We start from the raw sequence: 25755 nt of genomic DNA on the forward strand, positions 1-25755 counted from the left end.
AAACTTGCTGAAAATTCTGATACTCTTAATAAGTCAGCTTGTTACCTGTAACAGGCTGCTTGTGACCGCCATTTCAAGATTGAAGGGATTCCTGCAATATGAAAATCATCCGCGTTATCGCTGAAGTCTGCTTGCTGTATGTGTTCTTCCTGGCCGGAGATTACTTGCAAAAACTGCTGCATCTGCCGGTTCCGGGCAGTATCGTAGGGCTCTTGCTGCTATTCGTCCTGCTGCTGCTCAAGATTGTTCCGGTGAAGCTGATCGAGAACGGCTCATCCTTTATTCTGGCTTATCTTCCCATGTTCTTCATCCCGGCAACCGCAGGCATCATGAACCATCTGGATATCTTCAGCGGAAGAGGGCTTCTCCTGATTGGCATTCTGGTGGTCAGTAGTGTACTGACCATGGTTGTCACGGCACATTCCAGCCAGTGGATTGCCAGCCGCAGCGCCAAGCGGTTGACACGCCGGACGTATCGTGCGCGCAGCCTGCAAGGGAAGGGGAAGGAAGCATGAGAATTCTGCTGGCCGTTGGTTTTGTCCTGATGAATGTTCTGATCTATCTCTTCATGTCCATGTTATACAAACGCTACCGTCTTCCTGTCCTGCTGCCGGCACTGACCGCAACGTTCACTGTAGTCGTGCTGCTCATGGGCTTCCATATCTCTTATGAGACTTATATGATCGGCGGCGACTGGATTAACCGCCTGCTTGGGCCAGCGGTTGTATCCCTGGCTTATCCGCTGTACAAACAGCGGCATGTGCTGTGGAAGAATCTCCCGGCCGTACTTGGCGGGACGGTCACCGGACTGCTCGTCGGAATGTTCAGCGGGCTGCTGCTGGCAGCCGGACTCGGCTTCTCCAAGCTGTATGTCCTCTCCATCCTGCCCAAGTCGATCACAACCGCTGTAGCCATCCAGATCTCAAGCAATCTCGGCGGAGATTCCTCGCTTACCTCTGTATTCGTAATGATCGCCGGATTCACAGGGGCCATCGGCGGGCCGTATATCATCAAGCTGTTCAGAATCCGCGGCGAGTCCGGCATCGGCATCGGCCTGGGAACGGCTTCGCACGCCCTTGGCACAGCCAAAGCACTGGAGTACGGTGAGCAGTCGGTGTCCATGAGCTCTGTGGCCATGACGGTATGCGCCATTGTCGGCTCCATTGCCGGACCGTTCGTAGCCTGGATCATGTACCATTAATGCAGTGTATTAGCCGTTAACGCGCAGCCGGATAACATTCCACGAAGCTGCCGGAAGCAGGGCGCTTACCCGGCCGCCGTCTGCGGCCGCCTTTCCGCGGTTATGCGGGAGCACATTCGCCGGGTTCGAGCGGGTATTCGCCGCTTGCAGATCCTCATGCTCAAGTATGGTATGCTGGATCACCTCTACTGTACCGAAGCTGCGCAGATCGACGGTCAGCTCCAGGCCTTCGCGCAGATGACGGTTGACAGCAAATACGGTAACCTCGTTCATCTCTTCGTTATATACACTGACTGCTTCCAGATAAGGAACGTCAGTGAAATCCTTTGAATCATATTTCGGACTGGTAATTAACGGGTGCAGCACTGTTCCCCGGCCATAGATTGATGCATGCATGTAAGGATAATAAGTGGTCTGCAGCCACAGGGGGCCCCCGTTCTCAGTCATAATCGGGGCAATGACATTGATCAGCTGGGCGATGCAGGCCATCTTCACCCGGTCCGCATGCTTCAGCAGGCTGATCAGGCAGCAGCCTACTACAAGTGCATCCTCAAGATTATAGACATCCTCGAACTCAGGCGGGGCAATCTCCCAATGCTGCTGCGCGCGGCTGGTCCCCTGCGTTTTCCATACATTCCATTCATCCAGAGACAGATAAATCTTTTTCTTGCTTTTCTTCTTAGCCTTGATATAATCACATACTGCTGCTACGCTGTCGATGAACTGGTCCATATCGAGTGAGCTGGCCAGGAAATTCGCTGTATCGCCATTATTATTATTGTAGTAGGTGTGCAGGGAGAGGAAATCCACGTTGTCGTAGGTGAGATCCAGTACAGTAGCTTCCCATTCAGCGAAAGTGCTCATGCTGCTGCCCGAGCTGCCGCAGGCCACAAGCTCAAGGGAAGGGTCAACCCAACGCATGGCTTTAGCGGTTTCATTGGCAAGCCTGCCGTATTCGACGGCTGTTTTTGCTCCGATCTGCCACGGGCCGTCCATTTCATTCCCCAGACACCAGGTGCGGAAGTTGTGAGGGGCCTGATACCCGTGTGAGATCCGCAAATCGCTCCAATAGGAACCGGAAGGGTGGTTGCAGTATTCCACGAGATTCCTTGCGGCGTCGATCCCGCGGGTGCCCAGATTGACCGCCATCATGACCTCTGAACCGGCCAGCTTGGCCCAATCGGCGAATTCATTAGTGCCCACCTGATTAGTCTCTGTAGTCCACCAGGCTAATTCTAGAGAGCGCTTACGATTCTCTTTGGGTCCTACGCCGTCTTCCCAGTTGTAGCCGGAGACAAAGTTACCTCCGGGATAGCGGATAATCGGCACGCGGAGAGCCCGGATGGCCTGCAGGGCATCACCGCGAAATCCGTTAGCGTCTGCGGTAGGATGCCCAGGCTCATAAATTCCGCCATAAACGGCCCGGCCCAGATGCTCGATGAACGATCCGTACAGTCTCGGGTCTACTTCAGCCAGCTTGAAGTCCTTGTCGACAATCATCTTGGATTGAATGCTCATTGTGTTAAGCTCCTTTTGTAGTGAAGTCATATTACGATTAATGAAATGATTAATCTAATTTCCTGATTTGTGATTACATCATACGAATTACAGCGTATACTAAGCAATAAAAAAATTTAGGATTAATAAAAATGCTAATTCAAAGAGCGCGGAGGTTAGAGGATGTATTTAACAACGGATTCCGAATCGCTGAAGGTGTACGAAGCATTAGCCAGTGAAGTGCGGCTGCGGATCATTGATCTGCTCAGCGTCCGGGAGATGCATATCAAGGAAATCGCAGCCCGGCTGTATCTAAGCAGCGCCATTGTCAGCTCCCACGTAGCCAAGCTCCAGAAGGCAGGCATCGTCAGCTCCCAAATGAAGCGGATTGATGGCGGCACGTATAAATACTGCTCGCTCTCCGCTAATTTTCTGCAGATTAAATTGTCTGGTGCCAAAGGCATTGCCCGGAAGGTGGTGGAGGTCTCCGTACCGGTGGGGCATTATACCGATCTTCAGGCTTCACCGACCTGTGGCATTGCCACCACCGAGAAGCTGATCGGGTATTATGACGACCCGCGTTATTTCCTGGACCCGGAGCGGGTCGATGCCGGAATTCTCTGGTTCGCCAAAGGCTACGCCGAATACAAGGTGCCCAACTACCTGTTCATGGACCAGACGGTGCAGGAGATTGAGATTTCGATGGAGATCGGCTCGGAAGCGCCGCATGTCAATGAGAAATGGCCTTCAGACATTGCTTTTACGATGAATGGTATTCCGCTAGGCAAATGGACCAGCCCAGGTGATTTCGGCGTGCAGCGGGGAAGGTTGACTCCGGCCTGGTGGAATTCCGATGTGAACCAGTATGGGTTGCTGAAGGTGCTGAGGATTAACACAGGGGGAACTTACATAGACGGCCAGCAGATTTCTGCTGTCACCATTGATGAAGTAGGCTGGCAGCAGGACCAGTGGAGCTTCCGGTTAACTGCAGAAGACACCACCCGAAGGCGGGGCGGCTTAACCTTGTTCGGACGCGGGTTCGGCAATTACGAGCAGGATATTGTTTTCCGGGTGTATTATGAATAGTGAACCTGTATTGATCGAGAGTATGCTGAGTGTGAAAATATGTTGCCCTCCGCAAAGAGTTTATTTATTGTTAAATAATGGTCTTTGTGAAGCTTTTTACAGGGGATGTGTGACGGTTTGAGACAATTGCTCTACGGCTGTATTGCCGTGCTTGTTCTGGCAGGAATTATTGCTTACGGCTTCTTAAGTGCACCCAAGGTGATCCGGCTGGACCGGGAAATGCAGGTGACCGCCTATAAGCTACAGGATGCAAATTATGCGAAGACAGTGACTGTGACCCTGAAGGGTGCTTATGCCGAAAAAAACCGTTCATACACCGGCAAGCTTGCTGTTAACGGGGTTCAGTACGATTACTGTGAGTTGAATTCGGAGCTGGGATTCCTGTTCTGTGCCCTGGAGGGCGCGCGGGGTGAAATTAAACCCTTGGGCCAGGTTTATGCAGATTCCCGCAGTAAAACATGGAGTCTTGCCCTGCAGAAGGGGGAGAAGGCTCCCGGTTATGCAAGTAACAGCTTCTATTATGCAATTTACGGGGAAGATGATCCTGGTGATGACAGCATCATTCTCAGCTATCCGGCGGAAGACAGAGCTACAGCGATTCAGCAGTATGAGGCACTGTACTCGGCCTGGCTGGATCAATTGGAGCGCAGGGTGAAATAACCTCCAGCAATAAATGTTTGCAAAACAGGTCAACGGGTAACTATAACTAAGTAATCCAAAACCTGCACAGCTTGCATAAGGAGGAGTTCACATGTCGGATCATATCGAGAATGAAGCAGACATCCGCAACAAAGAGAATAAAGACGGTGATTCACTCGCGGAACGCAAAAAGATGGAAAATGGTGTGGACATTGAGCCGGAAGCCGATGACTGGATCGCCAAACCGGCCGAATCCGCACATCCCGACCCGCTTCCGAAGAATTAGAGCGGCAAATACATCGCGCATGGATGCAGCAGACTGTTCCTATGGGACAGTCTTTTTTCACATAGACCGGACGCTCTCCTTACGAGGGTATCCGGTTTTTGTTTGTTTGCGCTTGCGTAAATGAGCATATTGAGCTTGCATTAGTAAATACTGTATACTAAAGGGAAGTACAACCTCATCACGTCTTGATTCTCCAGGAGCATCGCAGGTTCACAGGTCTCAGGCAATTCAAGTTGCGGGGAGGAAACCTAATATGCGTAGTCGGAACGAGAACGGCCGGTATCGGCAAAAGCGCGGTGATGCCCTGACAGGCAACCTCGAGAAGAAGTACGGATCGAGCTTCGGTGTGCGAAGCGACATGAAGCTGGAAACGCTAAGAAGCCAGCGTGAGGAAGGTCCGCCCTTAATGCAGATGCAGAGAGAACATCAGCATAAGGAATGAACCCTGAAGGCAAGTGTGGCCGTTATCCGGCCCTAAATCATTAGATCCTATAAATGGCTGCAGTTCCTAAACGGAACCCTGCAGCTTTTTCTTTGTATAGGAAAATTACGATATTCGTTAGTTGTGATAAGCTTCTCTGGAAATTGGAGCAGGTCCGTCTGAAGGACGAATGTGTTCCTGTATCCGGAATTCCACAGAATCCCCGGAAGTCGGAGGCTTGGAAAATCAAAGGGACAAATCCCTCTGATTCCGCCGAAAGCGGGCGGCAGGAGGAAATCAAAGGGATAAATCCCTCTGATTCCGCTGAAAGCGGGCGGTAGGAGGAAATTAAAGGGATAAATCCCTCTGAATCCGCTGAAAGTGGGCGGCAGGAGGAAATCAAAGGGATAAATCCCTCTGATTCCGGCGAAAGTGGGCGGCAGGAGGAAATTAAAGGGATAAATCCCTCTGATTCCAGCGAAAGTGGGCGTTAGGAGGAAATTAAAGGGATAAATCCCTCTGATTCCGCTGAAAGTGAGCGGCAGGCGGGAATGAGGAGCAAAAGTGCCCCTGATTTTACCGGAGGCTGGCCCAAACAAAGCATTCAGAATAGAGCAATGTGAGATGGCTTAAAATCTACATCAGCTGTACAGGCTGCATAGCTCGGGCTGATTCACCCGTTAGGGTGATTTTGTTCTTCTTGTGAGGACCGCCAGAAATTACCGTATAACCTCCGTTTTCCGGAGGCATACTAGCTCCCATTAATGAAATACGGGATTTGGGGGCGGGACTGACTACAATGACAATGGTACTTTTGCAAGATAGTTATAATACACTGGCAGCTGTAAGCCCGTATTTGTTCTATTTCACCGTATATTCGTTCCTCGGCTGGGTGCTTGAAGGCAGCTATAACCTTTACAGCGCAGGCACCTTTCGCAAAGAAGGCTTCTTGAAGGGGCCGTTTAAACCCATGTACGGCTGTGCACCTCTGCTGCTGCTTACGGGACAGGATATTGGGCTTCCGTTTCCTATATTCCTGATGCTTGCCCTGATTATTCCGTCGGCTGTGGAGTTTGTCAGCGGCTGGCTGCTCAAGGGTATTTTTCGTAAGCAGTGGTGGGATTATTCGGGAATGCCCTATCAGCTGCAGGGACACATCTGCCTGAAATTCTCGTTGTACTGGTGGGGGCTATCCATTGCCTGTATCTACGGTTTGCAGCCGCTGGTCCATTTCCTGTATCTGCAAGTTGAACGGGTATGGACGCCAGTGATTCCGCTGGCCCTGCTGCTATTCTCGGCAGATCTGCTATGGACTATCCGGACCCGGCGGCGCGGGTTGAGGGAGCTGGACCCTAGGGAGCAGCTGGAGCTTGGTGAGGGATGAATCGGCTAGGGAGACATTTCCGGGTGATTCAGCCGGGAATTCTGTGTTAATAGGTCAGCCAGAGTAATTTGGTTGGCCTATTTCTGTTGATATAAAAAAGGACTCACTCTTATCTGTTCTTAAGTCCCTTTAAAGTTTGATCATATTCATTCATAACCTGAAACAGATAATCCATGAATTCCAAACTAATGCCGGCGGGTAATGTGGGCTTCTTGTTTGTTTTGATTACAATCTTACGTTTCATTTAAATCACCCTTTTCCTCGTCAAATTGATGAATTATTTAGCTGTTAAAGCAATCATACGATAACCTTAAGACTTAAGAAATATTTTCATCCAAAAATGTAGGAAATGGACGCTTTACGGATCTGCTCGGATTACGGTCAGACAAGGAATATGTTACAGCGGTGTCAAATATAGAGGTATCCGGGTTGCTCAAATAAACCCTGGAGCGGGAGGGCAAATGAAGAGCATTAAGAAATACAGTCCGTTTATTATCATTCTGGAAATGATGATCATAGCAGTGCTTACAGCTCTGTTGATACGGGAATTCAATAAGCCAGTCCCTCTGGCCAGAGATCAGCGTAACTTGATTACGCATTTTGATCAGCTGGATTTGGACAGAATTAGAGAAATGATACATAGATTTAAGGAAGGCAAAGGAGACAATCTTACCATGCTTGAGTGGGGCACTGACAGCGGACCATATATTCATGATTTCTATGATGACGGCAGAGAGCTGCACTGGACGGTGGACAGCACCCGGGACTGGGCCGGATACGACGGGAAAATTGAATATGTCTGCAGGGCGATCCAGCTTACGGAGGTCGAAGAATTCTACAAGGTAGAACTGTCTGATTGTGAGAATCAGCCGGAGGACTTCAAATTTAATCCGGTTTCTTTTCGCAAGGATGAGCTTTAGGCTAGAATTAAGCGGTATATTGTAAATGCTGAATCAAGGTTAGGAGGAATCTTCATGCCAATATCTGAATATTACCGGGAGCTGCGCGGCAAGACCGGCAGCGGACTATTAATGATGCCGTCGGTAGCGGCAGTGGTGCGGGATGAACAAGGCAGAATTCTGCTGATCCGCAAGAAAGATGAGACGTCATGGGGCTTGCCGGCAGGAGCGGTCGAGCCTGGAGAAACACCCTCCAGAGCGCTGCGCAGAGAGGTGTTTGAAGAGACTGGTCTGATGGTGACACCTGAACAGATCATCGGCGTATTTGGCGGCGGGAAATACAGATACGAATATGTTAACGGTGATCAGGTAGAGTATACGGTGATTGTATTTGAGTGCGTCATCGTCAAAGGCCATCTAAGAAGTGTGGACGGGGAGGCGGAAGAACTGGAATTCTTCAAGGAAGATGAACTGCCTGAGTTAGCGATCCCGTATCCCGCGAAGCTGTTTCTTCGCGATGCCGCTGATGCACAGAAAGTTATATTTGATTAGAGCAATGCACTCCGCTGGAACGAAGAAGTTGTTCCCGGAGTAATTCCCGCAGTAATTCCCGCAGTAATTCCCATAGGCAGCAGTAGTTCAATACAAAGGAGCAATTTGTTTGCAAATTAGGGATATAAAATCCAAGGTTATCTACTGCAGCGCAGTACTGCTCGCTGTTATGCTGGGCCTTGGGACCAGAGCATACGGTGATCAGCTGCCGCACTTTGTCAGCGTACACTTTGGGGATGCAATCTGGGCAGGGATGATCTACCTTGCCTTCCGTGTGCTGCTGACCCGGCATCCGTTGTGGCTGTCACTTGTGCTTAGCCTGTGCTTCAGCTTCGGGATTGAGTTCAGCCAGCTCTATCAGGCAGATTGGATTATACATGTGCGCTCGACAACAGCCGGAGGACTGGTTCTGGGCCAGGGTTTCCTCTGGATTGATCTGGTCCGGTATACGGCCGGAATCCTGTTCTGCTATGTAATTGATCAAATCTTACAATATTGATTCTGGATTATACAGGAAGAAGAATATATATTAAGTGAGGCGTTGCCGGTTTGTAATAATTTGGAATGGGACTGCCGGTAATCAGCCGAACGCTGCCTGATTTGGAGATGAGCAACTGCAAATGACGAACAGTTTAATCGTGGTATGCCTGCTGACCTTGATCATTCACACTGCTGAGACGTTATCGTATTCGGTACGGTTTGCCGGAGTGAAGCTGAACAAGATAGCAATCGCCTTATCCCTGACCGGAATCATCGTGCTGGTCTCCAGAACGGCCAACATGGTACAGGCTCCCTTAACGGCTAAGTTCGTAGACTACGGAAAAATAGACGACAGCTTTCCGCTGCTCAACTATCTGCGGATTATTATGCTGGCTTCTTCACTGGGTACCCTAATTGCCATCGCCTTGTTCCCTACCTTCGTAGGGCTGTTCGGAAGAATCATCTCTAAGCTTGAGATTGAAGGCTCCATTCCGAAGCTCCTGACCAGCGTAACCGTCGGCCAGCTCAAGAATACGCGGAAATATATCCGCAGGCCGAAGGTGAGGCTGCGCAGCTTCCGCTACCTGGGTATTCCTAAACGGTTCATCGTGATGAATATATTCGTTACGGCCTTCTATACCGTTGGGGTGTTATCCTCCATGTATGCTGCCAAACTAATGCCTGACTTAAGCACAACTGCATCCCAGGCTTCGGGTCTGATAAACGGGTTAGCGACGATACTGCTGACAGTGTTCATCGACCCGCAGCTCGGAATCATTACCCATAAGGCGACTGAAAATGTGGAGTACCGTGATCAGCTGGGCAAAATCTATGTTCTGCTGATGGGTTCACGCTTTCTGGGATCATTGCTCGGTCAAGCACTGCTTGTCCCGGGAGCCTACATCATTTGCTGGCTTGTGAAGCTGCTCTGATCCTGCGGGATAAGTTACTTTGGCAGCTTCAATTCTGCGGAACGGAGTGCTGTACTGATCTGCTGTTCCCAGCTGTACATACGTCCGGACATTGTCCGGATTTCACCCATCTTGCTGTAAGACAGCTTCATCGCAGCCGCGGCCTTGGTGGCATCCCCCGCCTTGACGGCGGCTTTGTAGCGTTTGTCGGCTTCGCTTCTTTCGGCTTGCATGGCTGAGAACAATTTGTTCTGGGCGGTGATCTGTTTCTTGAGATTTGCAATTGGTGCAAGGGCATCCTTAGCAGGCTTGTTTCTTGCAGCTGTGAGCGCCTTGGCTTCCGCAAGTGCAGAAGTTGTGATCTTCACCTCAGCCCGTGCTGCAGCTGCGTCCGCCTTAAGCTTATTGCGCTTAATCTCAAGGAGCGTGGCGCTCTTCAGGTTATTGGCCTTGCGAGCAGCTGCGGCCTGCTTGCCGAGTGAAGTGTATTGCTCCAGCACGGGGGCGTGTTTCTTCTGCATAGCTTCGGCTGCTGTACGCAGCTTGGCAAGCTGGGCGGCATCTGTGAATTGCAGCTTGGCATTAACCGCCGTGAGCGACGCATTATTCTGCTTGCGCAGCTCCTGATTCCGCTGGATTTCCGACTTTAACACTACCTGCAGTTCCGTATAAGCCGAATAAAGGTTATGGATCTCATCCAGCGCTGAGTCCCACTCTGATGCCGCTGAGACCCGCGGGACAGCACCGGCCCAAAGTGCCAGCAGGATTAGCACAACAATCATTCTCCTTACAAAGTCTCGGGTATAACCTGTGAATTTCAACATTTCATTCAGCTCCAGTCCTCATTATTCTGCCAATAGACCACCATAGGACACAAAGAAGCACCTCCAAGAAAGGCATGATCTGCCTGTCTTGCGAGGTGCTTCTCCCGCTTAGCGTGTGTTATTGTTAATTTACTATAACTCCGAATTAATGGATAGTCAAGGGAAATAAAGAACGTTAGTTCTTATTTGTGATTTGCTTCTTTTTATATGACTTGGCCAGGAAATCTAGTAGAATATATCTATAGTTTACAATAATATATAAAGTTCGACATCTAGGTACTCATAGGAATAGGGGATGCAGGATGCAACTTAGACATGTGAAAATAAAGGGTACAGGCAAATATCTGCCGGAGCGCGAGATTAGTGATGCAGAGCTTGATGTGGTACTCGGCACACCTGCGGGCTGGGTCAATAAAATTACCGGAGTAGGCGTACGTCACTATGCCGGTGAAGGTGAAACTGCCTCATTCATGGGCGCAAGGGCTGCGGAAGCGGCATTGGCCGATGCAGGCTTAAGTTTTGAGGACATCGATTGTCTGGTCTGTACAAGCGGGACCAAGGAGCAGCCGCTTCCGAGCACTGCAGTATTCATTCAACAAGCGATGGGACAGGCGGATTCCGGTGTTCCGGCTTTTGATATCGATGCGACCTGCCTGAGTTTTCTGGTAGGTCTTGACGTGATGTCATATATGGTAGAAGCTGGGAGATACAAGAATGTATTGCTGATAGCTACTGAAATTGCATCGGCAGGATTGAATTGGGAGGATAAGGAGAGCTCTGCACTATTCGGAGACGGGGCAGCAGCAGCCGTTATTGGTCCTGCAGAAGCCGGGGATGCTTCAGGAATTCTTCATGCTTCACTCAAAACCTATAGCAGCGGTGCCCGTTATTCAGAGATTGCCGGGGGCGGCACAAGGCTGCATGCCCAGAAATTCACTGCGGAGAACGCAGTGCCTTATTTATTCCATATGGACGGGCAGGCCATCTTCCGCAAGGCTTCGAAGCTGCTTCCGGATTTCCTCAGTGAGATGCTGTCAGCTACCGGGAATCAGATGGACGACTTCAGTCTGGTCATACCCCATCAGGGCAGTGCCATGGCCATGCGGCTGCTGCGCAAAAAGCTGGGGATTGCCGAGGACCGGTTCCTCGACAATACAGCAGGCCATGGCAATACTATTGCAGCTTCCATACCGATGGGACTGCATGAAGCAATCAGGCAGGGCCGGATTACCCGCGGCGACCGGATCATGCTAATCGGTACAGCGGCAGGGTTGTCTTTGGGAGGCATGATTATTGACTATTGATCAGAATATTCTGATTACCGGCGGACGTGCCCCGGTAGCGCTGGAGCTGGCAAGGCTGTTCAAGGCGGCAGGCCACCGGGTCTTCGTTGCGGAAAGCGCCGAATATCATCTGTGCCGGGTGTCCTCCGCTGTTGAGGCCAGCTTCCGGGTGCCTTCTCCCCGGCATCAGCCCCAGGCTTATATTCAGCGGCTGGCCGGATTAACCGGGGAACTGAATATTAACTGTCTGATTCCCACCTGCGAAGAGATATTCTACATCGCAGCCGGTCTTGAGCATATAACCGGCTGCCGGGTGCTTGCACCCTGCCGTGAAATTCTGGCGCGGCTGCATCACAAGGGGGATTTCATTGACTGGGCCCGTTCCCTCGGACTTGCGGTCCCGGAGACTACCTTAATCAAAAGCGCCGCGGAGTGGCGGCGGATAGCAGGCATTGCTGCGGCGGACGGTGAGCAGCGGGTCTATAAACCGGCCTTTTCCCGGTTTGCATCTAAAGTGATTCTGCCCGGTAAGGATAACGCAGGAACCCGTGGATATAAGCAGGGTCAAACCGCTCCTCCACCCGGAATTTCTGCTGCTGCACCTTGGGTGGCGCAGCAGTATATCAGGGGCACGGCGGTCTGCACATACAGTATCGTTCATGAAGGTTCGGTAGTGGCGCATGCAGCTTATGACAGCAGGTACCGGACGGGCCGGAGCGGTGCGAGTGTATATTTCGAGCATCTTGACCATCCCGCGGCACTGGAGTGGGTACAGCGTTTTGCCGGAGCTACCGGCTTCAGCGGCCAAATCGGATTTGATTTTATTGAGCCGGAGGGTGGAATTCTGTATCCGATAGAATGCAATCCGCGTGCGACCAGCGGGATTCATCTGTTCACCCCGGAGGACGGGCTGACGGATGCTCTGCTGAACCCCGGTATGCTTGTGCAGACCGGAGAAGTATTGATTCCGCGCTCAGGCCGAAAAGCAATGCTGACTCTGCCCATGCTGGGCTGCGGACTGAAGCCGGGAGCCGGGGGCTGGAGTAATTGGCGGAGGGCACTGCGCGATGCAGAAGATGTAGTCTACCGGAAGAATGATCCCCGCCCCTTCCGCGAGCAGTTCCGTGTGGTCTATGCCGCGCAGAAGACGGCTTGGCAGCACCGGATTTCCATTACAGAGGCGCTGACAGAAGATATAGAATGGAATGGTGAAGCATGACAAAAGCATTGGTAACGGGTGCTACCGGATTTCTCGGGCAGCATACTGTACGCAGACTGGTTAAGCTGGGCTGGGAGGTCTACGGGCAGGGGCGCAATCCGGAGCTTGGGAGGCAGCTTGAGAAGGAAGGTGCTGTATTCCTTCCCGGGGATCTGCGCGATGCTGAGACGGCTGACCGCGCCTGTCAGGGGATGGATGTTGTATTCCACTGCGCAGCGTTGTCCTCGCCCTGGGGGAAGTACCGGGATTTCTATACATGCAATGTGGAAGCGACAAGCCATATTGCCCGGGGATGCAAACGGCATGACGTCGGGCGGCTGATCCATATTTCCACCCCAAGCCTGTATTCCAGCCAGCGGCACCGCTTCGGAATCCGCGAGAGTGATCCGCTGCCCGGGAAGCCGGCCAATGCCTATGCTGCCACAAAGCTTATGGCCGAGCAGGTAGTGGAGCAGGCAGCGAAAGGCGGGCTTACGGCATTTATGCTCCGGCCTAGAGCCATCTTCGGTCCGATGGACAATGCCCTCTTCCCGCGGCTGCTGGCAGCGAATAAGACCAAGGGAGTTCCGCTGATGAATGATGGAACAGCAAGGATCGATCTCACCTGTGTGGAGAACGTAATCGATGCCATGCTGCTCTGCTGCGAAGCCCCGCTCTCTGCCTCCGGGCGGGCCTATAACATAACCAATGGTGAGCCGGTCATGTTCAGGGATCTGGTGACCAGATTGTTCTCCCTGCTTGATATTCCTCTGCACACCAGGAGGCTGCCGTATGCTGCCGCTTATGCCGCAGCGGGGATGATGGAAGCCATACACAGGCTGCTGCCGTTCCTGGGAGAACCGCTGCTCACCCGCTATTCGGCAGCCGCGCTGGGAATCTCCCAGACGCTGGATATTTCGGAGGCCCGGGAGCAGCTTGGCTATCACCCGCGCGTGACATTAGACGAGGGTCTTCGTGCCTTCGCGGAATGGTGGAGGGAACAGCAATGATTACAGAGATACCAGTTGGATTATCTATATTGTCTGCGGGATATTGCCTGCATCCCGAACTGCTGACGCTGCGGGGAGGTTCCCTTAAGCCCGCCCTTTTCCCGGCAGGCTACGCCTTAATCCGGCATCCGCAGCATGGGCCGATTCTGTTCGATACAGGCTATAGTGCCCGGTTCTTTCAGGAAACGGCGCATATGCCGGCCTCACTCTACCGCCGGATTACGCCAGTAGTTTATACAGATGAAGAGAGCGCAGTCTCGCGGCTCCAGACCGGCGGGATTGCTCCGGAGGATGTGCGTTATGTTGTGCTGTCGCATTTCCATGCCGATCATATCGGCGGTGTGCGGGATTTCCCGCAGGCGAAGTTTATCTATTTGCGTAAATCTTACGATGCCGTAAGCAGACTCGGTCCGGTCCGGGCGACGAAGGCAGGGTTTCTGCCGGGTCTGCTGCCGGATGATTTCAGCATCCGTTCATTGCCTGTAGATGAATATTCAGCCATGCGTCCGCTTCCGGAGGGACTTCCGTTCACGGAGGCGTATGATCTGCTTGGCGACGGAAGCCTGCTGGCGGTAGAGATGTCCGGCCATGCCGCCGGTATGATTGGATTGTTCGTATCCACAGGGGAACATGATTATTTGCTCTGCGCGGATACGGTCTGGTCCAGCCGGGCTTTCCGGGAGAACCGCGAGCCTCACCCGGCAGCCGGCCTGATTATGTCCAGCCGCGCGGAGTACAAACAGAATTTCCGCCGTCTGCGTCAGATCCATGAGCGGTTTCCGGACATCCGGATCGTCCCGAGCCATTGCCGCGAGGCGCTTGCGCTCTGGGGAACGGGAAGTGTGAAATGAAGCGGATGAGACTAGTCATTACACATTATGTTCTTACCAAATGGGGCAGACGCTGGAAGAACCGCGCAGTGCTGGAGCAGTGGCAGGAACTGCGCATCCGGCGTCATGTGGACAAGGTAAGGAAGAACTCCCGGTTCTACAGGGAGCTGTGGGCAGGAATGCCGGCTGCTGAATGGCGGAAGTTTCCTGTGATAGAGAAGTCACTGATGATGGGGAATTTCGATGACCTGAATACAGCGGGTATCACCAAAGAACAGGCATTTGCTGAAGCCTATGAGGCGGAGAACAGCAGAGATTTCAAGCCTACCCTTCAAGGCGTCACCGTGGGTTTGTCTTCGGGAACCTCGGGCAGCCGGGGAATCTTTCTAGTCGGAGAAGACGAACAGGCAGCCTGGACCGGCACCGTGCTGGCCAAGCTTTTGCCCGGGGGACTGTGGAAACGTGCGCGAATTGCCTTTTTCCTGCGGGCGAACAGCAATTTGTATGAATCTGTGGAGCAGGGCCGGCTGCAGTTCCAGTACTTCGACCTGCTGGAGCCGCTTCCGCAGCTCCTCGCCCGGATGGAGCAGTACCAGCCGGATATCTGGATTGCACCGCCTTCCATGCTGAGGCTGCTGGCAGATGCTAAGAATTCGGGAAGCCTGAACCTGCTGCCGCGCAGAATCATCGCTGTCGCAGAAGTGCTGGACCCGCTGGACCGGCAGCATATTGAGCGTACTTTCGGACAGAAGGTGCATCAGGCTTATCAATGCACCGAGGGCTTTCTTGGCGCTACCTGCAGTCATGGGACACTGCATCTCAATGAGGACATCGTACATATTGAAAAGGAAGTACTCGATGAGGAATCCCGCCGGTTCGTACCGGTCGTGACCGATTTCTCCAGATCCGTGCAGCCTATTATCCGCTACCGACTGAATGATATTCTTACTGAAGCGGCTGAGCCTTGTCCCTGCGGTTCACTGTTTACAGCGATCGAGCGGATTGAAGGGCGGTGCGATGATATCCTGTATCTGCCAAATGTCTCAGACGGGCAGCTGGTCACCGTGTTTCCGGATTTCATTACCAGGGCGGTGCTGGCGGCTTCTGCAGATATCGAGCATTACCGGGTTATCCAGCACAGCCCGCTTGAGCTGGAGATTTCGTTCCGCACACGGCCCGGCAGCGCGGAAGATACGGAGCCGCTGATTGCAAGCGAGCTGTTGCGGCTGTTCACGAGACTGTCATGCATTCCTCCGCAGCTGAAGTTCACAGCGTACAGCTTCACCCCGGGCAGGCAGAAGCTGCGCCGGGTGGAGAGGGGCTGGAAGCTGTGAACAGCAGAGTAATTCAATATGACCGCCATTCCATGGATCAGCTGGAGTGGCCGGATACGGAATACGGGCGGTATGCCCGCGAGTATCTTACACCGCTGCTGGAGTCAGGAACGGAATATTACATTTCCAACGTCCATACTACCGTTAAAGTGCTGACTGTGGACGGGATTCCGGTTCCGGTTACGATCAACGATAGCAATTATGATAATTCCTATGTGTGTTCCCCCTATACGCATTATGTCAGTTATGCGCGTGAGGAGCTTGCCCTGCTGAACAACCAGATGCTTGAAGGCGCATTATCAATGATGCTGATGGCAATGGGCTGGCTGCTGAGACAAGCCCGGTTCAACCGGGTAATCCAGGTTAACAACTGGCTGCTGTCCACCAATCTCTATCCAGCGCTCAGTGCCGGACAGCTGACGGAAGTGCTGGAATATCTCCGGCAGGCATATCCGGGTTATACCATTATGTACCGCTCGCTCAGCATGGAGACTTCGGGAGATCTTATCGCCAGTCTGCGCGGGGTCGGCTGCAAGCTGGTGCCAAGCCGGCAGATTTACCTGCTGCAGCAGAATAGCTCCGGCTCCAAAGCCAGATGGCTGGTTAAACGCGACCGGAGCCTGCTGGCCAAGCATGGCTATACGGAAGTATCCCCCGATGAAATTACACCAGCGGATATCCCCCGGATAGTAGAGCTGTACAGACTGCTGTACATTGACAAATATTCGGTGTATAACCCGCAGTTTACCGAAGCTTTCATTGCTATGGCGATGGAACGGCGTACGCTGCAGATCTACGGGCTGCGCAGAGAAGGAAGGCTGGACGCGGTACTTGGCTTCTATGAGCGGGATGGCGCAATGACAGCGCCGCTCTTCGGCTATGACACGGGTCTGCCCCAGTCTGTCGGACTCTACCGTATGCTGTCCGCTGTTCTGATCGGGCTGGCCGGAAGCAGCGGTCTATTGCTGCATGAGAGCTCCGGCGTAGGCCAGTTCAAGCGCAACCGGGGTGCGGTGGGGGCCATAGAATATTCTGCAGTGTACGACCGGGACACTGCCTGGCTGAACCGCTGCGGCTGGTCATTTCTGGAGCTGCTGCTCCGGCGGATCGGCATGCCGCTGATTCAGAAGCTGAAGCTGTAGTCTGGATTAATGAATCATTAGGAGGCAAAAGATGAATCTGGCTAACCGTATCACTTTATTCCGGATATTACTGATTCCCTTGTTCATTGCACTCTTTCCCATTTATCCTGAAGCGTTAATCAGCAAATCGGTGATCCTGCAGCATCTTGAAATACATGGTGTTTTCTATGCAGCAATCGTCTTTATAGCGGCTTCTGTAACGGACAAGCTGGACGGGTATATCGCAAGAAAATATAATCAGATCACAAATTTGGGGAAATTGCTTGATCCACTGGCAGATAAGCTGCTCATTGCCGCCGCGCTGATCCTGATGGTAAGCCTGCATTTGATCGCTACTTGGATTGCTTTTCTAATCTTAGCGAGGGAAATAATAATGATGGGCATCCGGATCGCTGCTTCAGCGCAAAGAATAGCTCTCTCAGCCGACAAATATGGCAAGTATAAAATGGTGCTGCAAGTTGCGGCCATCTCGGCAATTCTGTTGAATAATGCTCCGTTCAGTCTGTTCACTTCGTTTCCTGTCGGCCAGGCACTGATGTATGGCGCTTTGGTCATGACTGTATACTCGGGTTATAACTATATTAAGAACAACTATCTATTACTGCAGCTTGGAGATTGAACATCACTAATCTATTAAAGGAGCTGCAATATGAACACTATTCCGAACTTGCCCCACGGTCATGATCCAATCGCGCTGATCACCGGCACTTCCAGCGGTTTCGGGCTGCTGACCGCACTTACGCTGGCGCGTAGAGGCTACAAGGTAATCGCTACCATGCGGGATCTCAGCCGTAAAAACGAGCTTGTACAGCAAGCTGAGCAAGCCGGTGTTCTGGAATGCATTCATCTGATGACGCTGGATGTGACGGATGAAGCTTCAATTGCTTCAGCGATCCGTGTGATTATAGAACAGTTCGGCCGAATAGATGTGCTGGTGAACAATGCCGGCTTTGCTGTAGGCGGCTATGTGGAAGAAGTAAGCATGGAAGAGTGGCGGCGGCAGATGGAGACCAACTTCTTCGGTCTGATTGCGGTGACCAAGGCCGTACTTCCCATTATGCGCATGCAGCGCACAGGACTGATTATCAACGTGAGCAGTGTCAGCGGGCTGACCGGTTTTCCCGGATATGCACCGTATGCCGCCTCCAAGTTTGCAGTGGAAGGCTTCAGCGAGAGCCTGCGGCAAGAGATGCTTTCTTTTGGCGTCCGCGTAGTGCTGGTTGAACCCGGCTCATTCCGCACACCTATCTGGGGAAAAGGTATTGCCGGCATACACAGCAGCGAAGGTTCTCCTTACCAGACGAGGCTGGATGAGGTGCTGCGCTACTCCCGGCGGACCGCTGAGACGGCGCCAGATCCGCAGGAGGTTGCTGAGCTGATCGGGCGGATTACTGAGAAGCGCGCACCCAAACTGCGCTATCCTGTCGGCAAAGGCTCGCGGGTCCTCATTCTGGGCAAAACGCTGCTTCCCTGGAAGATGCTGGAGGCCATCATCGCAAGATCATTACGCGCGATGAAATGAACCACAGCATGAAGTGGCCGGGCTCCGCAGCCCAGGGTTGAGGATTGCGTTCTGCTGGAATTTCCCTTACAGTTTAGATATGGCGCTGACGCCGGGGAGTGTCCGGAAGATCAGATGTTGAACTTGAACAGAGGAGAATAGTTATGCATGAGCTGAATGGAGCTAATCAATGGCATATCAGCATTGGCGGAGATTACGGGTTGAACTTCGCATCGTATGTAGGCTGTTCAGTCGGGGCATTGCGCGGACCTGGAGGGCAGCATGTGTGGCCTGCTTCCGGCTCTGACCCGGGTCTTCCGGACTCCGATTCGCTGAAGTTGGCTTATGAACAGTGGTGGCTGGAGCTGGTGCGTTATAAAACGGATTGCATCCTTGCGGGGAAACATCCGCTGCTGCATCAGCCTCCGGGGTTTGAGTCTGTGGCCGATTTGGCACTTCGGCAGACCTGTGCCGGACTGTGGCCGGCTTTTATAGAATGGTGGGAGATGGAGGTGGGCGGTCAGACAGCTATGCGCTTTTGGGAGGCTGCACCGGACATCTACAATTATATTAACGAATTTGAGGTGCAGACAGGCAGAAGCATCAGCACCTTCACACTCCGGATTGATCTGGTCTATGGGATTACGGAACCCGTGAAGCCGGTCCATGGTTATCTTCTGCTGCCGCCCGGTTATAAGTATCTGGTGAACAAGCAATGGTGGATAACGCTTTTAGAGGAGTATTGTTAGCTGTATTTCTTATCTTTGCAGAAGCAGAACTGGGGTGTATGCATTGCCGGGAACGGTTGGATTACATATATGTTTTGATGAGCGGGGCCGTGAGATTGAGGTCCTGGATGTGACTCCGGTCGCCAAGGACAAATACCGGATTGAAGAAACGCCGATTTTTAACCCGGGGATTGCTCTTGGTGACATTATCCGGGTGAGAGAACAAGAGGGCATTGCCTATTATATAGAAACGGTGCAGAAATCCGGGTTCGTCAGGTATGCCTGGCTGCTCAGCAAAGAGGCGGCGGCTTCGCAGGAGATCCGCAGTTTCATAGAACGGGTTACGGAGCACGAGGGGAGATGGGAGCAGATCTTCGGCGGTTTGCTTGTGATTCATCTGCCTAAACATTCTGCTGTGGATGCAGAGCTGGAAATGTCACGGATTATCGGACGTTTTGAAGCCTAATTATACTAATTCGAGGTGGCAGTAATATGAAGAAATTCTTGAGACAATGGGTGCCCAGTATTGTAATCGGCATTATTCTATCCTTATTTATCCGGACTTACGTAGCTGAAGCGATGAGAGTACCGACCGGCTCCATGATTCCGACCATTGAGATTAACGACCGCCTGGTTGTGGACAAAATGCTCTGGAACTCCTCGCTTAAGCATGGCGACATCGTGGTGTTCTATCCCCCGGTAGCCGGAGATGAGCACAAAAGATATGTGAAACGGCTGATTGGACTGCCGGGAGACGAGATTGAGATTAAGGACGGTACCCTGTACCGTAACAATGAGGCCGTTGCCGAGCCGTATCTCCAGGAAGCGATGACCTACACCTTCGGACCGGTCACCGTTCCCGCAGACCACTATTTCTTCCTTGGCGATAACCGGAATGTCAGCTATGACGCTCATTTATGGAGTACTCCCTTTGTAGACAAAGACAAACTGATTGGTAAAGTGCTGTTTGATGTGAATGATCTTTTCTAAAAAAGGCTACGGGTGAACCGGGTAATCTACCACGACCACATTCTCAATAATCCCCTCCAGCAATGCCACAAAAGCACAGTGCGCCGGATGCGGCCCGTATTGACGCAGGGCTTCCTGATCTGTAAAGGTCACGCGAAGCCCCAGCGTATAGCCGTGGATATTCTCCGTTTCCTCCGTCGTGTTCACCCCTGCCGTAATCTCAACAATTCCCGGAATTTGCCCCTTCAGTGCCAGTAGTGCCGCAATCAGCCCTTCTTCACTACCCGGCTCGAAATGCTCATTAAATCTGAAAGCTACCAGATGCTCGTACATAATGATCCTCCTAAAAGTTTTGTAAGCCTAAGCTCCCTGCGATCACTTCGTCAAAACTGACTTCGGAAGCATGGGCACAGTTTTGTAAGTGTAAAGAGATTATACTATAAATTTGTTCAATGAAAGGGGAACAGTATGCCTGAAAACTCCACCAACAGCAGAATCAAGGCCCCCTTATCCATTCAAACATTGGTGGCTGTCCTCGTTCCGGCCATCATTATGTCAGCTTCACCTCACATCGACCCGGATAGGCATCCCTTTGGTTATTATTTCCGGATTATATGGATAGGAGTCTGCCTTGCGGGGTTCCTCTCCATTCTACTCAACACACTGCGGAAGGCCGGCAGTCTCAAATGGGGGACAGATACGCTTGTGGTTCGCAGCCGCCGTGTATCCGGTAAAGAGATTAAGACCATTTGCATAGATGGTCCGTTAGTAGGGATATTGCCCCAAGGAAAATGGATTGTCCCGGTTAATCTGTGCTTCAGATTTATGGGAGACCGGGAACAGGCAATGAAAAGACTGATAAACTGGGCGGAAGCCAACGGAATTCAGCTGAAATACAAGAGATTTGTCAAGTGGCTGTGAGTAATTGTTGGAAAAGCGGCTAAAGACAGGGATTCATTTGAACTAGATTTGCGGCAGTTTGTGACTTTCACCGGATTGTTACTTTGAGGCCGATTGACTATGATCAAGTGGAGCATAACGGAATATTCCTATAAACTAAAGGGGTGCTGAAACTTGAAAGTACATGTCACGGATCTCAAACACGGCGATTGTCTTATGACAGACACTTTCAACGGTGTAGGTCTGCATGTTCTCCCCAAAGGGACGCATGTTGAACGGGAGGAGATCAGTATCCTCATCCGGCACAAAATTCATTATGTGGATATTGAGCCGCGCAGTATGCAGCAAACGGGCAGTGAAGAAGAGCAAAGTCACGGATTGCATGATGATTTCGATCACGCTATCCTGAATTATGAATCTATTTTTCTGGAAGCATTGACCCAGGGGAGCTTCTCGCAGTCCATGGTCGATGATACATTGAAACCGCTTTTGGAAACATTGGATGGGCAAAAGGACGTAGTCTCCCTGCTGCTTCTGCTGGACCGGGATGACATTGATACATATCATCATTCTTTACAGGTTGGCTTACTATCATATTATATTGCATCATGGATGGGCTACTCCAAGGAGGAGCGTTATCTGATCAGCCGCGCCGGCTACCTTCATGATATCGGCAAAAGCCAGGTTCCCCTGTCGATCCTGAACAAACCGGGTATTCTAACCGGTTCTGAAATAGAGGAACTGGCACGCCACACCTCCTATGGTTATGATCTGATCCGCGGCTCCAAGCTGGATGAGGTTACAGCACTCGTAGCGCTGCAGCACCATGAATACGAGGATGGCTCTGGATATCCGAAGCAGCTGCTCAAAAATAATATTCACCCGTACACTCAAATTGTTACCGTAGCCAACATATATATGTCCTTGACTACTTCAACCTTGAACCGTCCGAAGCAAGGACTGGTTACAGTATTGCGCAAGGTACATGAGATGGGCTTCGGCCAGTTGAACGGAACGGTTGTACAGGCACTTACCGGACATTTGCTGCCAAGCTTCGTAGGTAAGAATGTTCAGCTCAGCAACGGCGAAATGGGCATGATTGTAATGAATAACCCGCTGGATCTGTTCAAGCCGCTGGTAAAGGTGGACGAGGGCTTCAGAGATTTGTCCCGTGAGCGCAGCCTGTCTGTAGTTGAAGTCTTTAATTGATACGCCGGATAAGCGGCCTCTCTGGAGAGCGCAACGGTTCTTATGAACGGATATACCGTCCCCCGGGATGGTGTATCCGTTTTTTGCGCAACTAGAAGGAGGTATAAGCTTGCCGGTTTGTATTCCGGGAATAGATTGGCTATGATTAATGAGAGATTACTATAGCAATTCTGTGCAGCAGCATAAAGGAGAAATTACAATGAATGCCGACAATCAATTAGAGAAATTCAAGCAGATTAAATACGAGCTTACCCGGTTTATGATGATTTACAAATTCGCCCTCGCCGAAATGGAGACCAAGATTGAGATTCTCAAAGAGGAATTTCAGCTGCTCCATGACTACAGTCCGATCGAGCATACCAAATCGCGGATTAAATCCCCGGAGAGCATTATGAATAAAATGCTGCGCAAGAACAGCGAGCTGTCACTCACACAGATCAGATCCAGCATCAAGGATATTGCCGGGCTGCGCATCACCTGCTCGTTCATTTCGGATATCTATCAGGTCAGTGCCATGCTGCAGAAGCAGGACGATCTCAAGGTGCTGGCGGTCAAGGATTATATCAAGAACCCGAAGCCGAACGGATACCAGAGTCTGCATCTGCTCATAGAGGTTCCGGTGTTTATGTCTGACTGCCAGGAGCATGTCTGTGTAGAGGTCCAGATCCGTACGATTGCCATGGACTTCTGGGCCAGTCTGGAGCATAAAATTTTCTATAAATACAGCCAGGCGGTTCCCGAGCATCTGACCCGTGAACTCAAGAATGCGGCAGACAAAGCGAATGCACTCGATCTGCAGATGGAGCGGCTGCACCGTGAGATTCAGGAAATCAAGGATGCCCAGGAGGACGAGGATTCCTTCTCCGGACTGCGGGAGATTATCATCAATAATCAGCAGTTTAACCTGCCGGCAAACTTTATTAAGCTGCTAGGGGAATAGCCGGACGACATACGTAAGGTGGAGGATGAAAGGCTCATGTACAGAAAGGCCTATGTTACGGATCTGGATGGAACCCTGCTGAACTCGGAACAGAAGCTTACTGACTACACAGTGCAGGTAATTACAGAAGCGATGGAACGGGGAATCATAATCAGCTTCGCTACAGCGAGAGGATTCATCAGTGCAGACAGCGTAGTAGCGGATATTTCCTGGAAATATCCGCTTATTCTTTATAATGGGGCACTTATCTATGACAGCATGACGCACAAAGTGATTGCCGGTTACTGGCTGGACCCCGTTATTTCCGGGGAAATCATCACGATAGGGCGAACCTGCGGAATAACTCCGTTTCATTTCCTGCTGGATGCAGCGGACGGCGAGCGGGTGCTTTATGAAGCGCCTATCCGCACAGGAGATGTGGAGTTTTACAAGTCCCGTATGAATGATGTACGTTTCCGTGAGGTGAAGCGGCTTGATTGTCCGCCAGATCACCGGACGGTGGTGATAACTTACATCGGAAGGCTGGAGGAGTTGGCACCGTTGCATCAGAAAGTGCTTGACCGCTTCGGTTCAGAGGTACATATTCATTTCATGAAGGATATATACATAAAAGATCATTATTTCCTGGAATTCAGCCATCCGGATGCGAATAAAAGTCAGGGGCTGAAGCTATGGGCACAGCACATGGGGCTGGATACAGCGGATGTTGTTGTCTTCGGCGACCATTTGAATGATCTGGGGCTGTTTGCTGCAGCGGGAACAGGTGTCGCGGTGGAGAATGCCCATGAGGATCTCAAAGCTGTCGCACATCGGATTACCGCATCCAACAATGAGAATGGTGTTGCAGTGTTTCTGGCAGAAACTATGAACAAGGGAGAGATGACAGGTGAGTGAACAGCGTCTTCGTACCATTACAGTGAACCAGGCGGGTTATTCCAGTGCAGGGGAGAAGCTTGCCCTATTTACCGGAGAGGTGTCCCGTTTCCGTGTTGTTAATCTGCAGACTGGAAGCGTTGTATTTACCGGAGAGACAGGGGAGGGAGTGGAGGATAAGCCAAGCGGGAGCCGTGTGCATACCGGTATATTCTCCGCCGTAACGACTCCCAGGCAATACCGGATCGAAGATGAGGATGGACAGGCTTCGCCTGCGTTTGTAATTGCAGACAAGCCTTACGGGGATCTGCAGCAGGGGTTATTGAAAGCCTTCTATTATTACCGCTGCGGAGTGGAGCTGAGCGGAGAGTACGCCGGACCCTGGGGACATGAGGCCTGTCATCTGGCAGCAGGAACGGTAATCGGCCAGCCGGAGCTGAAGCTGGATAGCTGCGGAGGCTGGCATGATGCAGGCGATTACGGGAAATATTCCGGGCCCGGTGCCAAGGCCGTTGCTGATCTGCTGCTGGCCTGGGAGCTGTATCCTGCAGCATTTGCCGGTGCCTTCACACTGCCGGAGAGTGACGGCCTGATGCCGGATGTACTGCTGGAATGCAAAGTCGAGCTGGACTGGCTGTTCAAGATGCAGGAGACCGGCAGCGGGGCTGTGTACCACAAGCTGACCACACAGAATTTTCCGGGGCTTGAAGTGATGCCGGAAGAGGATACGGCGGAGCTGTATTTCTCCCCGGTGTCCGCTGCGGCTACAGGTGACTTCGCCGGTGTGATGGCGATGGCGGCGCGGGTCTATAAGCCGTTCGATGAAGCGTATGCTGCCCGGTGCCTTGAAGCTGCAGTCACAGCCTGGAACTGGCTGGAGGCGCATCCAGAGGAGCCGGGCTTCACTAATCCACCGGGCATTACGACCGGAGAATACGGTGATGAGGAAGATCGCGATGAGCGCTTCTGGGCAGCGGCGGAGCTGTTCCGGACTACAGGCGGTGAACAATACCATAGCGCAGCCAGAGAATTGGCGAAGCTTCCATTCCCGAAATACAGCCTCGGCTGGGCCGATATGGGCGGCTATGGCACACTGGCCTATCTGCTGAACGGGGAGGCGCAATCCGAGCCATACCTGTATGCGGAGCTTAAGCAAGGTTTGCTGGCTGAAGCCGCACGCCTTCTCCGGCAGAGCCGTAAGGACGGTTACAGAATTTCGCTGCTGGAAGAGGACTATATCTGGGGCAGCAACATGCTGGTCATGAACAATGCTATGCTGCTGCTGGCGGCAGAGCATTTCAGCGGAAATGCTGAATATGCAGATTGTGCACTGGATCATCTGCATTATTTGCTCGGCCGCAATGTGCTGGGCATCAGCTATGTGACCGGCTTCGGTGAACATGCGGTTATGCATCCGCATCACCGCCCGTCAGTCGGAGACAATGTAGCCGAACCCGTTCCGGGTCTCGTATCAGGCGGGCCCGACCGCGGGCTTCATGATGAATATGTGCAGGAGCATCTGCAAGGCAAGCCGGCAGCCCAGTGTTTCGTGGATCATGAAGCCAGCTACTCGACGAATGAGGTCACCATTTATTGGAATTCACCTGCGGTATTCGTGACGGCAAGATTCAATTCCTGATCAGATGAGGAGACGGGAC

At 51.9% G+C, this 25755-nt stretch carries 30 protein-coding genes; 27 read left to right on the forward strand and 3 right to left on the reverse strand.

Annotated features, from left to right (window positions below; genetic code table 11):
* The first annotated feature begins 98 nt into the window (after nucleotides 1–98).
* Both PBOR_RS13890 and PBOR_RS13895 read left to right on the forward strand, forming a co-directional pair.
* Complete coding sequence (locus tag PBOR_RS13890) at nucleotides 99–515, forward strand: CidA/LrgA family protein (RefSeq protein ID WP_042212515.1); 417 nt, start codon at nucleotides 99–101, stop codon at nucleotides 513–515.
* The gene (locus PBOR_RS13895) at nucleotides 512–1201 is read left to right on the forward strand and encodes an LrgB family protein (protein ID WP_039297246.1); all 690 of its coding nucleotides are present in this window, start codon (nucleotides 512–514) and stop codon (nucleotides 1199–1201) included. The genes PBOR_RS13890 and PBOR_RS13895 overlap by 4 nt, the downstream gene beginning before the upstream one ends.
* 9 nt (nucleotides 1202–1210) lie before the next feature.
* Here the strand turns inward: PBOR_RS13895 and arfA are convergent, their stop codons facing one another.
* Nucleotides 1211–2719, reverse strand: coding sequence for an arabinosylfuranosidase ArfA (gene arfA, locus PBOR_RS13900; protein WP_042212517.1), 1509 nt, complete (start codon nucleotides 2717–2719; stop codon nucleotides 1211–1213).
* Between the two features lie 162 nt (nucleotides 2720–2881).
* Between arfA and PBOR_RS13905 the strand changes: the two genes are divergently transcribed.
* The 9 genes from PBOR_RS13905 (at nucleotide 2882) to PBOR_RS13945 (ending at nucleotide 9377) form a co-directional block, all read left to right on the forward strand.
* Nucleotides 2882–3784, forward strand: a complete 903-nt coding sequence (locus tag PBOR_RS13905) for an ArsR/SmtB family transcription factor (RefSeq protein WP_042212519.1) — start codon at nucleotides 2882–2884, stop codon at nucleotides 3782–3784.
* Between the two features lie 117 nt (nucleotides 3785–3901).
* Entirely contained in the window at nucleotides 3902–4444 is a 543-nt protein-coding gene (locus PBOR_RS13910) for a hypothetical protein (RefSeq protein WP_042212522.1), read from the forward strand.
* A gap of 91 nt (nucleotides 4445–4535) precedes the next feature.
* The gene (locus PBOR_RS37385; RefSeq protein ID WP_167549540.1) at nucleotides 4536–4709 is read left to right on the forward strand and encodes a hypothetical protein; all 174 of its coding nucleotides are present in this window, start codon (nucleotides 4536–4538) and stop codon (nucleotides 4707–4709) included.
* A gap of 253 nt (nucleotides 4710–4962) precedes the next feature.
* Complete coding sequence (locus PBOR_RS13915; protein ID WP_042212525.1) at nucleotides 4963–5151, forward strand: hypothetical protein; 189 nt, start codon at nucleotides 4963–4965, stop codon at nucleotides 5149–5151.
* 778 nt (nucleotides 5152–5929) lie between these two features.
* Entirely contained in the window at nucleotides 5930–6514 is a 585-nt protein-coding gene (locus PBOR_RS13920; RefSeq protein WP_245648172.1) for a putative ABC transporter permease, read from the forward strand.
* Between the two features lie 461 nt (nucleotides 6515–6975).
* On the forward strand, nucleotides 6976–7434 hold the full coding sequence (locus tag PBOR_RS13930; protein WP_042212528.1) for a DUF4362 domain-containing protein: 459 nt from the start codon (nucleotides 6976–6978) through the stop codon (nucleotides 7432–7434).
* Nucleotides 7435–7488: 54 nt separating this feature from the next.
* Nucleotides 7489–7965: an NUDIX domain-containing protein gene (locus PBOR_RS13935; protein ID WP_042212532.1), complete on the forward strand. Its 477-nt coding sequence runs from the start codon at nucleotides 7489–7491 to the stop codon at nucleotides 7963–7965.
* Nucleotides 7966–8074: 109 nt separating this feature from the next.
* Complete coding sequence (locus PBOR_RS13940) at nucleotides 8075–8464, forward strand: ribosomal maturation YjgA family protein (protein WP_245648173.1); 390 nt, start codon at nucleotides 8075–8077, stop codon at nucleotides 8462–8464.
* Nucleotides 8465–8585: 121 nt separating this feature from the next.
* On the forward strand, nucleotides 8586–9377 hold the full coding sequence (locus PBOR_RS13945; RefSeq protein WP_039297192.1) for a lipid II flippase Amj family protein: 792 nt from the start codon (nucleotides 8586–8588) through the stop codon (nucleotides 9375–9377).
* A 14-nt stretch (nucleotides 9378–9391) separates the two neighbouring features.
* Here the strand turns inward: PBOR_RS13945 and PBOR_RS13950 are convergent, their stop codons facing one another.
* A complete protein-coding gene (locus tag PBOR_RS13950) occupies nucleotides 9392–10138 on the reverse strand; it encodes a hypothetical protein (RefSeq protein ID WP_052429471.1) in 747 nt (248 codons plus the stop codon).
* A gap of 344 nt (nucleotides 10139–10482) precedes the next feature.
* Here PBOR_RS13950 and PBOR_RS13955 point away from each other — a divergent pair, with 344 nt between their 5' ends.
* The 11 genes from PBOR_RS13955 (at nucleotide 10483) to lepB (ending at nucleotide 20196) form a co-directional block, all read left to right on the forward strand.
* Nucleotides 10483–11484, forward strand: coding sequence for a beta-ketoacyl-ACP synthase III (locus PBOR_RS13955; RefSeq protein WP_042212535.1), 1002 nt, complete (start codon nucleotides 10483–10485; stop codon nucleotides 11482–11484).
* On the forward strand, nucleotides 11474–12682 hold the full coding sequence (locus tag PBOR_RS13960) for an ATP-grasp domain-containing protein (RefSeq protein ID WP_042212536.1): 1209 nt from the start codon (nucleotides 11474–11476) through the stop codon (nucleotides 12680–12682). Before PBOR_RS13955 ends, PBOR_RS13960 begins: the two co-directional genes overlap by 11 nt.
* Complete coding sequence (locus tag PBOR_RS13965; RefSeq protein ID WP_042212537.1) at nucleotides 12679–13671, forward strand: NAD-dependent epimerase/dehydratase family protein; 993 nt, start codon at nucleotides 12679–12681, stop codon at nucleotides 13669–13671. Before PBOR_RS13960 ends, PBOR_RS13965 begins: the two co-directional genes overlap by 4 nt.
* Nucleotides 13668–14522, forward strand: coding sequence for an MBL fold metallo-hydrolase (locus PBOR_RS13970; RefSeq protein ID WP_042212538.1), 855 nt, complete (start codon nucleotides 13668–13670; stop codon nucleotides 14520–14522). Before PBOR_RS13965 ends, PBOR_RS13970 begins: the two co-directional genes overlap by 4 nt.
* A complete protein-coding gene (locus tag PBOR_RS13975; protein WP_042212539.1) occupies nucleotides 14519–15835 on the forward strand; it encodes a F390 synthetase-related protein in 1317 nt (438 codons plus the stop codon). The genes PBOR_RS13970 and PBOR_RS13975 overlap by 4 nt, the downstream gene beginning before the upstream one ends.
* Entirely contained in the window at nucleotides 15832–16977 is a 1146-nt protein-coding gene (locus PBOR_RS13980) for a GNAT family N-acetyltransferase (RefSeq protein WP_245648174.1), read from the forward strand. The genes PBOR_RS13975 and PBOR_RS13980 overlap by 4 nt, the downstream gene beginning before the upstream one ends.
* A 31-nt stretch (nucleotides 16978–17008) precedes the next feature.
* Nucleotides 17009–17596: a CDP-diacylglycerol--glycerol-3-phosphate 3-phosphatidyltransferase gene (gene pgsA, locus PBOR_RS13985; RefSeq protein ID WP_042212540.1), complete on the forward strand. Its 588-nt coding sequence runs from the start codon at nucleotides 17009–17011 to the stop codon at nucleotides 17594–17596.
* Between the two features lie 30 nt (nucleotides 17597–17626).
* Nucleotides 17627–18499 carry an SDR family oxidoreductase gene (locus PBOR_RS13990; RefSeq protein WP_042212541.1) on the forward strand — a complete coding sequence of 291 codons (873 nt, stop codon included), beginning with the start codon at nucleotides 17627–17629 and terminating at the stop codon, nucleotides 18497–18499.
* Between the two features lie 143 nt (nucleotides 18500–18642).
* Entirely contained in the window at nucleotides 18643–19227 is a 585-nt protein-coding gene (locus PBOR_RS13995) for a hypothetical protein (RefSeq protein WP_042212542.1), read from the forward strand.
* Between the two features lie 34 nt (nucleotides 19228–19261).
* Entirely contained in the window at nucleotides 19262–19672 is a 411-nt protein-coding gene (locus PBOR_RS14000; RefSeq protein ID WP_042212543.1) for a DUF4265 domain-containing protein, read from the forward strand.
* A 26-nt stretch (nucleotides 19673–19698) separates the two neighbouring features.
* Nucleotides 19699–20196 (forward strand): signal peptidase I, encoded by a 498-nt coding sequence (gene lepB, locus PBOR_RS14005; RefSeq protein WP_042212546.1) that lies wholly within the window; start codon nucleotides 19699–19701, stop codon nucleotides 20194–20196.
* A 6-nt stretch (nucleotides 20197–20202) separates the two neighbouring features.
* Here the strand turns inward: lepB and PBOR_RS14010 are convergent, their stop codons facing one another.
* Entirely contained in the window at nucleotides 20203–20508 is a 306-nt protein-coding gene (locus PBOR_RS14010) for a Dabb family protein (protein WP_245648175.1), read from the reverse strand.
* Between the two features lie 135 nt (nucleotides 20509–20643).
* Between PBOR_RS14010 and PBOR_RS14015 the strand changes: the two genes are divergently transcribed.
* From PBOR_RS14015 to PBOR_RS14035, 5 genes are all read left to right on the forward strand, one after another.
* Entirely contained in the window at nucleotides 20644–21096 is a 453-nt protein-coding gene (locus tag PBOR_RS14015) for a hypothetical protein (RefSeq protein WP_042212551.1), read from the forward strand.
* Nucleotides 21097–21249: 153 nt separating this feature from the next.
* Nucleotides 21250–22284, forward strand: a complete 1035-nt coding sequence (locus PBOR_RS14020) for an HD-GYP domain-containing protein (RefSeq protein ID WP_042212554.1) — start codon at nucleotides 21250–21252, stop codon at nucleotides 22282–22284.
* Between the two features lie 199 nt (nucleotides 22285–22483).
* On the forward strand, nucleotides 22484–23224 hold the full coding sequence (locus PBOR_RS14025) for a GTP pyrophosphokinase (protein ID WP_042212556.1): 741 nt from the start codon (nucleotides 22484–22486) through the stop codon (nucleotides 23222–23224).
* A gap of 36 nt (nucleotides 23225–23260) precedes the next feature.
* Nucleotides 23261–24118, forward strand: coding sequence for a Cof-type HAD-IIB family hydrolase (locus PBOR_RS14030; RefSeq protein WP_042212558.1), 858 nt, complete (start codon nucleotides 23261–23263; stop codon nucleotides 24116–24118).
* On the forward strand, nucleotides 24111–25736 hold the full coding sequence (locus PBOR_RS14035) for a glycoside hydrolase family 9 protein (protein WP_042212561.1): 1626 nt from the start codon (nucleotides 24111–24113) through the stop codon (nucleotides 25734–25736). The genes PBOR_RS14030 and PBOR_RS14035 overlap by 8 nt, the downstream gene beginning before the upstream one ends.
* Nucleotides 25737–25755: the final 19 nt, after the last annotated feature.

This window comes from Paenibacillus borealis (genome assembly GCF_000758665.1).
Classification (GTDB): Bacteria; Bacillota; Bacilli; order Paenibacillales; family Paenibacillaceae; genus Paenibacillus_AQ; species Paenibacillus_AQ borealis.